The sequence below is a fragment of the Hyphomicrobium zavarzinii ATCC 27496 genome, from assembly GCF_000383415.1.
GTDB classification, from domain to species: Bacteria; Pseudomonadota; Alphaproteobacteria; order Rhizobiales; family Hyphomicrobiaceae; genus Hyphomicrobium_C; species Hyphomicrobium_C zavarzinii.
In genome coordinates, this window is sequence record NZ_KB911259.1 from 375,952 (window position 1) to 388,038 (window position 12,087).

Annotated in this window: 10 protein-coding genes; 5 read left to right on the plus strand and 5 right to left on the minus strand. The window is 63.7% G+C overall.

Going from position 1 to position 12,087, the window contains the following annotated elements; genetic code table 11:
- Nucleotides 1-23: 23 nt before the first annotated feature.
- Complete coding sequence (locus F812_RS0116170; RefSeq protein WP_245257693.1) at nt 24-356, plus strand: c-type cytochrome; 333 nt, start codon at nt 24-26, stop codon at nt 354-356.
- A gap of 54 nt (nt 357-410) precedes the next feature.
- Nucleotides 411-749, plus strand: a complete 339-nt coding sequence (locus F812_RS0116175; protein ID WP_020087031.1) for a c-type cytochrome — start codon at nt 411-413, stop codon at nt 747-749.
- Nucleotides 750-758: 9 nt separating this feature from the next.
- Here F812_RS0116175 and F812_RS0116180 read toward each other — a convergent pair whose 3' ends face one another.
- Complete coding sequence (locus tag F812_RS0116180; protein ID WP_020087032.1) at nt 759-1,331, minus strand: NAD(P)H-dependent oxidoreductase; 573 nt, start codon at nt 1,329-1,331, stop codon at nt 759-761.
- 124 nt (nt 1,332-1,455) lie between these two features.
- Between F812_RS0116180 and F812_RS24265 the strand changes: the two genes are divergently transcribed.
- Nucleotides 1,456-3,036, plus strand: coding sequence for a bifunctional aminoglycoside phosphotransferase/ATP-binding protein (locus F812_RS24265; RefSeq protein ID WP_020087033.1), 1,581 nt, complete (start codon nt 1,456-1,458; stop codon nt 3,034-3,036).
- 71 nt (nt 3,037-3,107) lie between these two features.
- Nucleotides 3,108-3,371, plus strand: a complete 264-nt coding sequence (locus F812_RS0116190; RefSeq protein ID WP_020087034.1) for a hypothetical protein — start codon at nt 3,108-3,110, stop codon at nt 3,369-3,371.
- 91 nt (nt 3,372-3,462) lie between these two features.
- Here F812_RS0116190 and F812_RS0116195 read toward each other — a convergent pair whose 3' ends face one another.
- The 4 genes from F812_RS0116195 to F812_RS0116210 form a co-directional block, all read right to left on the minus strand.
- On the minus strand, nt 3,463-4,818 hold the full coding sequence (locus F812_RS0116195) for a globin-coupled sensor protein (protein ID WP_020087035.1): 1,356 nt from the start codon (nt 4,816-4,818) through the stop codon (nt 3,463-3,465).
- A 460-nt stretch (nt 4,819-5,278) separates the two neighbouring features.
- Nucleotides 5,279-6,622: an oxygen-independent coproporphyrinogen III oxidase gene (hemN, locus tag F812_RS0116200; protein ID WP_020087036.1), complete on the minus strand. Its 1,344-nt coding sequence runs from the start codon at nt 6,620-6,622 to the stop codon at nt 5,279-5,281.
- A 118-nt stretch (nt 6,623-6,740) separates the two neighbouring features.
- Nucleotides 6,741-9,917, minus strand: a complete 3,177-nt coding sequence (locus F812_RS0116205) for an efflux RND transporter permease subunit (protein ID WP_020087037.1) — start codon at nt 9,915-9,917, stop codon at nt 6,741-6,743.
- Nucleotides 9,918-10,038: 121 nt separating this feature from the next.
- Nucleotides 10,039-11,232, minus strand: coding sequence for an efflux RND transporter periplasmic adaptor subunit (locus F812_RS0116210; RefSeq protein ID WP_020087038.1), 1,194 nt, complete (start codon nt 11,230-11,232; stop codon nt 10,039-10,041).
- A 293-nt stretch (nt 11,233-11,525) separates the two neighbouring features.
- Between F812_RS0116210 and F812_RS0116215 the strand changes: the two genes are divergently transcribed.
- A complete protein-coding gene (locus F812_RS0116215; protein ID WP_020087039.1) occupies nt 11,526-12,071 on the plus strand; it encodes a TetR/AcrR family transcriptional regulator in 546 nt (181 codons plus the stop codon).
- Nucleotides 12,072-12,087: the final 16 nt, after the last annotated feature.

A 12,087-nucleotide genomic window follows, 5' to 3' on the forward strand; every position in this document is an offset into this window, starting at 1 on the left:
CCGTCTTGAGCATGGAGGTTACCGTGCACGCATCTCTTCGGAGCCTGGCAGCAGCCGCGCTTCTCATCCCCGCTGCAGCCCACGCCGACACCCTCGGAAGCGCAAGCGAGGGGCAGGCATATGCCAAGGCACACTGCGCCGAGTGTCATACCGTGGACAAATCGGGAGACGTCTCGCCCGACTTCGCCGCCCCTTCCTTTGTCAGTGTGGCGAACACGCCTGGCATGACGGAGCGGGCGATCGCGGTTTGGCTTCAGACCTCCCACCCCACCATGCCGGACCTCATCATTCCGGAAAATGTCCGCGACAACCTCATTGCCTATATTATGACGCTGAAAGAGCCGGCCAGCCATTAGGCAACGTCCGGCGCGTCGGCCTGCACACCACCCATGCGAAGGTTGGAGGAACGAATGGTGAGAAACCCGGCCGCGCTACTCGGCGCATGCCTTGCCGCGGCCCTGCCGATCGCCGCCTGCTCCGACGCCTCGATCCACGACAAAGGCCGCGCCGCGCTCGAATCGCGCTGCGCCCGCTGCCATGCCATTGGCGTCGACGATAAGAGCCCCCACGCCCAGGCGCCGCCGTTCCGCGAGATCGTGCACCGTTATCCGCCCGAGAACCTCGCCGAATCCCTCGCGGAAGGCATCGTCTCCGGTCATCCGGACATGCCGCAATTCGTCATGGACCCCGACGAGATCGGCGCGGTCATCGACTATCTTTCCAACCTCCTTGCGAAGACGAGCAAATAGCCGGCAGCACTAAGAGAGCCGCTCGCCCAGGCGCCGCATCTCGGCAAGCCATCGGGCGCGCCGGGCCGGACCGATCTGCTCGACGCTTCCGATCACCGTCGAGCGGACCGGAGACACGCCCATGAACTCCAGAATATTTCGCCGGAGCATCTTGAGAGCGTGGGCGCCGAACCACCATCGATAGATCCATCCTGGCATGCCCATCGTCACGACCACGCGCGCGGACCTTCCTGCGAGCACCTTGACGAACTGGCCCGTCTTCGCCGGCTCGATGATCTCGGGCTGAAGAATCCGTTCGAGAAATCCCTTGAGGATCGCGGGAAGCGTCCCCAGCCACAGCGGAAACACGAGCACGATGTGATCGGCCGCGCGCAAGGCGGAATAGGCGGCTTCGAGATCGGGCTCGCGCGGCTGCACCTCGACATACGCGCCGCGCAGAATGGGATCGAATGCAAGCTTGGACGTCACGAATATCTGCGCGTGGTGTCCGGCCGCCTCGGCTCCGGTCCGATAGGCCTCCCCGATCGCCTCGCAGAACGTGCCTGCACGCGAATGACCGACAATGATGACGGCACGCTTCATCACAAGCTCCGAGCCAAAAGTGCCAGCAGAAGCTAGGGCGGCCTCCGCCGAGAAGGGTTGACCAGCCTCAAATCGCGCGCCAATGACGCTGCCAGGATAGTGCACGAAAATCCGGAGCCCTGTGATGCCGAGACAGCGCCGACCTCAAGATCTCGCGGGATCGGACCGCGAAGAGGCAGAGGTGATCGCGTTCCTCTCCGATCCTGCCTCTTATCCCGGCCGCCCCGGGCAGGTGGACATCGTTGAAACGCACGCCGCACGTATTTTTCTCGCCGGCCGCCAAGCTCTCAAGATCAAAAAACGCGTCACCCTTCCGTTCCTCGATTTCTCCACCTTGCCCAAGCGCCGCGCCGCTCTCGAACGGGAGCTGGAGCTCAATCGCGATCATGCACCCGAGATCTACGGCGGCGTGTCCGCCATCAGCCGCGGACCGGACGGCCGCCTGACCTTTAGCGAGGGCACCGTGGTGGACTATGCGCTGGTGATGAACCGGTTCGAGCAGGAGAACCTTCTCGCCCGCATCGCAGCCGAAGGTCCCCTGCAGCCCAAGATTGCGCGCGAGCTGGCGGACATGGTAGCCCGCTATCACCGGACGGTTCCGCTGGCCAGCGGGACGTCCGGCGGGGCCGTGATGCTCGACACCGTCGGTCAGCTCGCCGCTTCGCTGACAGACGCGGCGCCGCCCTCCTTGTCCGCTCTCATGACCACTTTCGCCGAGCGGAGCCTGACCGAGCTGGCGCGCATCGCGCCCCTGCTCGAAGCGCGCGGAGAAGCCGGGCACGTTCGCCGCTGCCATGGCGATCTTCACCTCGGTAACATCGTTCTGCTCGAAGGACGCGTGGTGCCCTTCGATGCGCTGGAGTTCGACGAGCGCCTCGCCTCCATCGATGTGCTCTACGATCTCGCCTTCCTGCTGATGGACCTCGATGTCCGAGGAGACCGGCGCGCCGCCAACACCGTGCTCAACGCCTATGTGTCGGCCGAACCCACCGGCAGCGAGATCGAAGGGCTCGCAACGCTCCCGCTGTTCCTCGCCACCCGCGCCGCCGTGCGCGCCCTCGTCTCTCTAGAAAGCGCACTTCAGAAACCCGAAGGCGAGGACGAGGCGGACACAGCCCGCGCCGCCCGTTACGTGACGGCCGCCAACGCTTACCTCGCGCCCGGGCAGCCCATGCTGCTCGCCGTGGGCGGCCTCTCGGGAACCGGAAAATCAACCCTCGCCGCAGCTCTCGCGCCGCGCATCGGCCCCGCGCCAGGCGCGCTCGTGTTGCGCACCGACGTCGAGCGCAAGCGCATGTTCGAGGTGCCGGAAACCGAACGGCTCGCCGTCGAGCACTATGGAGAGCAGGCCTCAGACGACGTCTACGCCGTGCTCTACGCCAAGACAGAGCGGGCACTCGCGGCGGGCCACGCCGTGATTTTCGACGGCGTGTCGGCCAAACCGGCCGAGCGCGAGAAAATATCCGCCATCGCCGCCAAGCTCGGCGTCCCCTTCACCGGACTATGGCTCGACGCGCCTCTCGAAATTCAGATTACCCGCGTCGAAGCCCGCAAGGGCGACGCTTCTGATTCCAATGAAGCCGTCGTACGCGCCCAGGCGGAGCGCGATCTCGGCCCCATCACTTGGACGCGCATTGATGCTGGCCAGTCACCGGAGCACACCTTTCAACAAGCCCTCGCTTTGCTGGGCTTGCCTCAGCCTTGATCGCACGCAAAGCGTCCAAATTCTCCGGCTCCTAACTTGCGGATCATGTAATCCGCACAATCGGGGACCCGATGAACCATCACCATCGCAAAGTACTTCACGCCATTTTCAGCCATCCCGTCAACGCCAACATCGACATGAAGGAGATCGAGCACACCCTCGAGGCGCTCGGAGCCGAGCTGGAGACGAAGTCGGGCAGCCGCCTCGGCATCTCGCTGAACGGCCACAAGATCGCCGTTCAGCATGTCAACCACAGCGTTCCCAAGGAAGAGGTCATTCAGATCCGGAAGTTCCTCGAGACGTGCGGCGTCGCCGCCGCCGACTATCCGGTCTGACATCCGCCAAGAGTATAAAAGCAAGAAAGCCGCGCCGAGGTCACATACCCCAGCGCGGCTTCTTCTTTTTCTTGACTGCACCGGGCCCGCCTTAGGCGGCGCGGCTGCTTCCCATCACACTCTCGGCCGTTTTGCGAAGCTCGGCCGCTTGTGAGCCAAGCCGCTTTGCCGCCGCCAGCATCTGGGAGGCCGCCGACCCGGTCGAAGCCGCGGACGTGGAGAGCCCTATTGCATTCGAAGCGACGTCCGACGTCCCTTGCGCCGCTTCCTGAACGTTGCGAGCGATCTCTGTGGTTGCAGCGCCCTGCTCTTCCACGGCGGACGCGATCGTCGTCGCGATCTGATCCATCGATTTGATGATGCTGCCGATATTTCCGATGGATCCCACGGCATCCGCCGTCGACCCCTGGATCGCGTTGATCTGCGCTCCAATCTCTGCGGTTGCCTTAGCCGTCTGATTGGCCAGAGACTTCACTTCCTGCGCGACGACTGCGAACCCCTTGCCGGCCTCGCCAGCCCGCGCGGCCTCGATGGTGGCATTGAGCGCGAGAAGGTTAGTCTGCCGCGCGATGTTGCTGATCAGCTCGACGACATCGCCAATTTTCTGAGACGCCTGGGATAGAGCGCGCACCTTTTCCGAGGTCTCGTCGGCCGTCATCACCGCACGTCCCGCGATTTCCGTCGAGCCCGCCACCTGCCGCGAGATTTCCTTGACGGAAGCGGACAACTGGTCGGCCGCGGCTGCCACCGTGCGCACGTTGGCCGAAGCCTGCTCTGCGGCCGTCGCGACGGCCGACGTCTGATCCGTGGCCGAGCGCGCCGATGACGCGACGGACTCGGCCGCCCCTTCGAGCTCGTTCGCCGTATGCGCCACCGAGGTCGCCATGGAAACCACGGCGCCGGCGAGCGTGCTCAGCTCGCGCCGCCCCGCTTCGAGGTAGACCGCGATCGCGAGATCCATGTCGAGCATCGCGGCTTTGATGACCGCACTTTGGAGAGCGAAGCGCTTGTCCTGCACAGGCGCCGCCTTGGCCTTCCAGTCCAGCGCTCCCTGGCTCGCCCGCGCCTGCGGCATGCGAAGCATGATCGCTTCCAACAACCCATTTACCAGCGCGTTGTAGCCGCCGATGTACCACCGCGGATCAAGACCGATACGATGGTGCGTTTCGCCGATACGCTTGATGGACGCCTCATAAACGCCGTCGAAGTTTCCATCGAGGATCGTCTGCCAGTGCCTCAACTGCGCGTTCTTCGCGCCCGTCATGAGGTCCCGCGTCTTGAAGAAGGCCGCGGTCTCGGGAAATTTCGCAAGATGCGTGTAGAAGACGTCCAGCACGCCGGGCAGCTCCCGCGATAGAAATTCCTTGTTCTCCCGGAGCAGGCGCCGCGCCTCCTCGTCGATCTGATTGAACGAGAGTCGCGCTGTCATCGAAGCGTCGGCGGTCATGATCTGTCTCTTTTTCCTCGAGAGCTGGAGCGGCATGGTTACGTCCGGAGATGTCGGGATCCCCATCCCCCTGCGCACACAAACAGCGCAGTTAAAAACACAACGTAGATAATTTAATGAAAAACGCGGGATCCTATATAAAATAACAAACACAGGTCATTTACATCCCCATTTCCGTACAAATTCGACTGAGTCGGACTCGCGCACAAGAGGCCACGATGCAACGGCGCCTTCTCCGCACGACGCTCATTTCATCACTTGAGAACTCGGAATTTCAACGGGGAAAGAACAGAACAACCGCAGCGGATGCGTTGCGCTTCGACGCAGCAATGCCGCATGACAAAGCGCACGCCGGCCATTGTTTCAAGAAATACGCTCCGTAGCTTTCAACAAGCTTACAAAGCTAAGCCGTACAAAAATAACAAACGCAACAGGTAGAAATACGCGCGACGCCTTTCAATTAGACAGCGAGGGCATGGCGGCGCTGCTTTACCTCCGCTGAAAGGTAGGGATCGAAACGGGCGCAAACCATGCGGACGAAAGGCCGTCCTTTCTCGGTGACCCGCAGCCCATCTTCGTGAAGATCCACAAAGGCGTCAGCATCATTCCGCGCCAAATCCTCGGCCTCACGGCGAAGCTGCTCGACACCCGCTCCAAAGCGGCGTGCGAGATCCGGCCAGGAAACGGAAAACTCACACATGAGCTGCTCGATGAGGGACGCGCGCATCTCATCGTCCCCATGCATCGCATGTCCGCGTGCCGTTGCGAGCCCGTCCGTACCCACGCGGCGCCCGTAGTCATCCACCGCGACCGCGTTCTGCGCGAAGCCCTGCGGCAAGCGCGAGATGGCCGAGGCGCCAAACCCGAGCAGGGCATCCGCCTGGTCGGTCGTGTAGCCCTGAAAGTTCCGCGCGAGACGGCCGGTCGCGAGATGATCGCTGGGCCGGGCGAAGTGATCGATGCCGAGTTGCGCATAGCCTGCATCGGTCAAGTGGCGGGCGATGAGCTGCGCTTGCGCGAAGCGCTCGACCGGCCCCGGCAGAGTGCTCTCGTCAATCAGCCGCTGATGCTTCAGCCGATCAGGGAGATGCGCATACCCGAACACGGCGACGCGGTCGGGGGCAAGCTCCAGAACCTGCACCAGCGTCCGCGAAGCGCTCTCTTCGGTCTGGCGCGGCAAGCCGTAGACGAGATCGACGTTGATGGAACGAATGCCGCGCTCCCGGAACAGCCCAACGGCCTTGCTCGTGGTCTCGAAGCTCTGCATCCGCCCGATGGAACGCTGAACCGCCATATCGAAGTCCTGAACACCGATCGAGACACGGTTGACGCCGATCTCCGCGAACGCGTCCGCCTGCTCCTCGCTGAGCAGGCGCGGATCGATCTCCACCGCGAACTCGGCCGTCGGCGCAAACGAGAACTGGCCGCGCATCAAGGTTCCGAGGCGGCGGATGTCGGCCGGTTTCAGAATATCCGGCGAGCCGCCTCCCCAATGGATATGGGTGACGCGATGCCCGGGTGGCACGAGCGCGGCCGCCGCCTCGATCTCCGCGAAAAGGGGGGCGAGATAGTCGCCGACCGGCGCGTAGCGCTGCGTTGCCTTGGTGCTGCACCCGCAATACCAGCAAAGCTCGCGGCAATAGGGAATGTGCACATAGAGCGAGAGCGCGGCATCCTGCGGCAGCTCCCCGAGCCACCGGCGGTAGTCCTCCGCCGTCACCGCCGCCGAGAAGTGATTGGCGGTGGGATAGCTCGTGTAGCGCGGCACCGGGGCAGCGTAGCGTTTGATGAGATCAGGCGTCATAAGCGGCCTCGTCGAGACTCCCCGCCGAAGCAAGCTCCAGCCGTTCTCGAACCTAGCGCCTGATGCGCCCCCGTCCTTGCTTTAGATCAAATCTGCCAAGCGGCACGCCGGGCCCGCCTCACTCGGCAGGCGACGGCGCATCCTCTGCGGCCGCACGCCGCCGCCGCAAACCGAGCCCGGCCAGCCAGCGGCAGACCACGTAGAACACGGGCGTGAACACCAAGCCGAACACCGTGACGCCGATCATGCCAGCAAACACGGCCGTTCCAAGCGCCTGACGCAGCTCAGCACCCGCGCCCACCGCCCACACCAGCGGCACGACGCCGAGAATGAAGGCGAGCGACGTCATCAGAATGGGCCGCATTCTGAGCCGTGAGGCTTCCGTTGCGGCAGCGAACCGGTTCTTCCCCTGGCCTTCGAGCTGGTGCGCGAACTCCACGATCAGGATAGCGTTCTTCGCGGCAAGGCCGATCAGAACGATGAAACCGACCTGCGTGAGAATGTTGTTGTCCTGCCCCCTGAGGATAACGCCCGTAATTGACGCGATGAGGCTCATGGGCACGATCAGGATGACGGCCAGCGGCAGCATCAGGCTCTCGAACTGCGCCGCCAGCACCAGGAACACGAACACGACGCCGAGCGCGAACGCGAAGGCCGCGGTGTTTCCGGCCCGGATCTGCTGGAACGCGAGCTCCGTCCACTCGTAGCTGAAGCCTTGGGGTAGCGTCTCCGCCGCGATCTTCTCCATGAGATCGATGGCCTGGCCTTGCGAATAGCCGGGAGCCGCCGAGCCGTCGAGCTCGGCCGCCGGATAAAGGTTGTAGCGGGGAACGCGAGACGGGCCGGAAATGTCCTGAACCGTCGTGAAGGTGCCGAGGGGCACAGCATCGCCCGCCGAGTTCCTCACACGGATATTCAGGATGTCCTTGGCGTTCGTCCGAAAATCGCTGTCCGCCTGCGCGGTGACACGGAAGGTGCGCCCCAGCAGGTTGAAGTCGTTGACGTAGGCGGAGCCAAGATAGGTCTGGAGCGCCGTGAACACGTCCGTGACGTTGACGCCGAGCATCTGCGCCTTGTCGCGGTCGATGTCGAGGTAGAGCTGCGGCGTGGAATTCTCGAACATCGAGAACACCTGCTGCAGCCCCGGCGTCTGGTTCGCCCTCTGCATCATGGCGCCGACGGCCTGCTGGAGCGCGGCGGGACCTGCCCCGTTGCGATCCTGGATCATCATGCGGAAACCGCCCGCGCTGCCGATACCGCGCACGGGCGGCGGCGCGACGACGAGCACCATCGCGTCCTGGATGGTCGAGAACTTCGCGAGCAAGGCCTTCTGGATCGCCTGCGCCGACTGGTTGGGATCACGCGCGCGCTCGTCGAACGGCTTGAGCACGACGAACACCGCGCCCGCGTTTGGCGCGTTGGTGCGCGTCGCACCCGAGAAGCCAACGATGTTGACCGCATGCGCAACGCCCGGAACCTCGAGCGCGAGCTCGACCGCGCGCCGGTTCACCTCGTCGGTACGCGCCAGCGACGCGGCGGGGGGAAGCTGCGTCACGGTGATCAGGTAGCCGCCGTCGAGCGCTGGAATGAAGCCCACGGGCGTCTTGCGGAACTCGTTCATGCCGAACGCAATGATGCCCGCGTAGACCACCAGCATGACGACGGCGAGCCGCACCAGCCTTGCGACGACCCACGAATAGCCGCTCGACAGCTTGTCGAAGCTCCAGTTGAACGCACGGAAGAACGCATTGATGGGGCGCATCAGCAGGCTCTGCTTCTGATGGCCATGCGCGTGCGGCTTGAGCAACAGCGCGCAGAGCGCCGGCGAAAGCGTGAGCGAGACGATCAGCGAGATTACCGTTGCGCCCGCAATGGTGAGAGCGAACTGGCGATAGAACTGGCCCGAGATGCCCGTGATGAAGGCCGACGGCACGAACACCGCCGACAACACCAGCGCGATGGCGATCAGCGCAGCGCCCACTTCCTCCATCGTGCGATAGGCGGCCTCGCGCGGGCTCATCCCGTTCGCCATGTTGCGCTCGACGTTCTCCACCACGACGATGGCGTCGTCGACCACGATGCCGATCGCGAGCACAAGGCCGAACAGCGACAGGTTGTTGAGCGAGAAGCCGAACGCCGCGAGCAGGAAGAACGTGCCGATCAGCGACACCGGGATCGCCACGATCGGGATGATCGCCGCACGCCACGTCTGCAGGAACAGGATCACGACGAGCACCACGAGCACCACCGCCTCGAGGATGGTGTGCACCACCGCATCGACGGACTGCTGGATGAACTCGGTCGGATTGTAGATGATCGCGTACTCGAGCCCGGCGGGGAAGCTCTTCGACAGCTCCGCCATCGTCTGCTTGATCTTCTCCGCCGTCGCGATCGCATTCGATCCCGGGAGCTGGAACACGCCGAGACCCGTGGCGGGCACTTTGTCGAGATAGGAGTTGAGCCCGTAGTCGAGGGCCGCCAGCTCCACCCGCGCCACGTCCTTCAGGCGCACCACGGCCGAGCCCGACTGCTTCACGACAATCTGGGAGAACTGATCGGGGTCGGCTAAGCGCCCCTGCGTTTGAACCGAGACCTGGAAAGCCCCTGGCTGCGCCAACGGCGGCTGGTTGAGAATGCCCGCTGCGACCTGCACGTTCTGCCGTTGCAGCGCCTGAACCACGTCGTTGGCGGTCAGGGCGAGAGATTGCAGACGATCTGGATCGAGCCAGACGCGCATGGAGTAGTCGCGGCTGCCGAACACCGTGATCGAGCCGACGCCCTCGATGCGGCTCAGCACATCCACGACGTTGACGCTCGCATAGTTGGAAATGAAGAGCGTGTCGCGCGATTGATCCGGCGAAAGCAGATGCACGACCATCATCAGGTCGGGCGAAGCCTTCGCGACGGTGACGCCGATGTTGCGCACATCAGCCGGCAAGCGCGGCTGCGCGATCGCCACACGGTTCTGCACCTGCACCTGCGCGGTATCGAGGTTGGTGCCGAGATCGAACGTGACCGAAATCGAGAAGCGCCCATCCACCGTGGAGTTGGACGAGATATAGAGCATGTGCTCCACACCGTTGATCTGCTGCTCGAGCGGCGCCACCACGGTAGAGGCCACCACCTCCGCGCTCGCGCCCGGATACTGCCCAGTCACGTTCACGACCGGCGGCGCGATGTCCGGATACTGCGCGATCGGGAGCCGCCCCAGCGCGACCGCACCGATAATCACGAACACGATCGAGATCACGCCCGCAAAAATCGGCCGGTCGATGAAAAAGTGCGAAATGCGCATGGGAGGTTCCCGCTGCTCGGACTGGAGGCGGCAGGGCGGAAACGCGCCCGCCGGAGTGAATTAGGTGCGATGCAAAGCCAACGCCCCGTTCCGCAACCGGCGAGATCGCGGGACGGAAGGATCAGTTGGTGCCGACAACCGTGCCTTTGCCATCGCCGTTGGAAGCCGTGGCCTGCTGGGGCGAAACCTTGGTGCCCGGCCGCACGCGCATCAGCCCGTTGACCACGACCGTGTCGTCGGAATCGAGGCCATCCGTGATAACCCGCATGCCGTCGACCACGGATCCCAGCGTCACGTATTTCGGGTTGGCGACATCATCCGGCGAAACCGCATAGACGAACTTGCGCACCTGCTCCGTGCCGATCGCGCTGTCGGGAACGAGCAACGCCACCGCGGGCTTCGAAACCGCGATCTGGATGCGGCCGAACATGCCGGGTGTGAGCTTGCCGTCGGGATTCCTGAATTCGGCGCGCCCGCGGATCGTACCCGAGGACCGGTCGATCGCATTGTCGACGAAGTCGATCTTCCCTTCGTGGACGAAGTCACGCTCGTCGATCAGTTTGAGCTTCACGGGGAGTGACATGCCCCTGTTGCTCGACGTCGCGGCCGCTTCGGTCGCAGCGCGCAGGTAGCGAAGGTAGGACGCCTCATCCATCGTGAACTCGAACCGGATCGGGTCGACGGACACCACGGTGGCCAGCAGCGTCGTGTTGCCCGCGGTCCCGCCGGTCACGAGGTTTCCAACCGACACGCGCCGATCGCCGATACGCCCGGAAATGGGAGCCTTGAGCTCGGTGAACTGCAGATCGAGTTCGGCCTGCCTCTGGGCGGCCTCCTGCGCTGTGACCGAGGCCTCCGCCACGCGCTTGGCTTGGGTACGCTGGTCGAGCGTCTGCTGCGTGATGGTCGTTCCGCGGATCAGGCTTTCGCCGCGCTTCAAATCGCTTTCGGCGAACGCGAGGTTGGCCTCGGCCTGCTCGCGCGCGGCCTTGGCCTGCGCCAGCGCGGCCTCGAACGGGCGACGGTCGATCGTGAACAGATCGTCGCCTTCCTTGATCATCTGACCGTCGGTGAAATGGATCTTGTCGAGATAGCCCGAGACCCGCGAGCGGACCTCCACGAAGTCGTAAGCCACGAACCGGCCCACGTACTCGTCGAAATCGGACACGAGCTTCTTGACTGGCTTGGCAACCGTTACCTTGGGAGCGGGAGGCGCTACCGCCTGGGCGTTGGGCTGCGACTCGCCGCACCCGGCGAGGAGAAGAGAAAACAGAACGGTGGCCGCGGCGGCGGGGCGAAAACGACGAGGCAACATATGCCCTCCAGCGCTCAAACGAGCGTTTCGATCTTGTTTCAGATCAGCGACCGTGGGCAAAACAAATTGCACCATGAGCCGAAATTCCTAGAATCAGACTACGTGCTTTGCGGTGCGGGATTGATCCGTTGGCAAAGCTGATCTAAGTATGATAGGCGTTACTGACCGGTAACACCCTGCTAGCTACCGATCGGTAACATGACAGTCAAGGGGCAATGAGCAGAACGTTGGTCCAGACCCGACAAAATGACGCGGGTGCAACTCCGCCTTCGCTACCTCCGCGAGAGCGGATTATGGCGGTTGCACGTGATCTCTTCTATCGGCACGGTGTTCATACCGTGGGTGTGGAGCTCATCGCCGAAGCTGCTCAGACTAATAAGATGACGCTCTATCGTCACTTCAAGTCGAAGGACGATCTTGTCGTCGAGTATGCCCGCCAGCTTGCCGCCGAAGGCGATGCGGTCTGGACGAAGCTCGCCGAGGCGTTTCCCGACAACCCCGAAAAACGCCTCTGCGCCTGGGTCGACCACGTCGAGGAGATCCTGACCAACCGGTTCGAGCGCGGCTGCGCCCTGGCAAATGCGGCCGTCGAGCTACAGGCTGCCCATCCCGCACGGGCGGTGATCGAAGACTACAAGCAGCGCAAGCGCGATCATCTCGTAAGGCTCTTCCAGGATGCCAACTACCGCGATCCCGAGGAGCTTGCGGACGAAGTTTTTCTTCTATTCGAAGGCGCCCGCATCAGCATCCAGTGCGGAGGCCGAGGCCCCGCCTCTCGCGTCGTAAAAATGCTGCGCGATCTCCTCGCAACGGCTCCGCGTGTCAGCGAAGGGCCGTGACGGCCTCCCGGCAACG

Coding starts and splice junctions, on each gene's coding strand:
- F812_RS0116175 (WP_020087031.1), top strand. CDS start 411: ATGGTGAGAAACCCGGCCGCGCTACTCGGCGCATGCCTTGCCGCGGCC.
- F812_RS0116190 (WP_020087034.1), top strand. CDS start 3,108: ATGAACCATCACCATCGCAAAGTACTTCACGCCATTTTCAGCCATCCC.
- F812_RS24265 (WP_020087033.1), top strand. CDS start 1,456: ATGCCGAGACAGCGCCGACCTCAAGATCTCGCGGGATCGGACCGCGAA.
- hemN (WP_020087036.1), bottom strand. CDS start 6,622: ATGACGCCTGATCTCATCAAACGCTACGCTGCCCCGGTGCCGCGCTAC.
- F812_RS0116205 (WP_020087037.1), bottom strand. CDS start 9,917: ATGCGCATTTCGCACTTTTTCATCGACCGGCCGATTTTTGCGGGCGTG.
- F812_RS0116210 (WP_020087038.1), bottom strand. CDS start 11,232: ATGTTGCCTCGTCGTTTTCGCCCCGCCGCCGCGGCCACCGTTCTGTTT.
- F812_RS0116215 (WP_020087039.1), top strand. CDS start 11,526: ATGGCGGTTGCACGTGATCTCTTCTATCGGCACGGTGTTCATACCGTG.
- F812_RS0116195 (WP_020087035.1), bottom strand. CDS start 4,818: ATGACCGCCGACGCTTCGATGACAGCGCGACTCTCGTTCAATCAGATC.
- F812_RS0116180 (WP_020087032.1), bottom strand. CDS start 1,331: ATGAAGCGTGCCGTCATCATTGTCGGTCATTCGCGTGCAGGCACGTTC.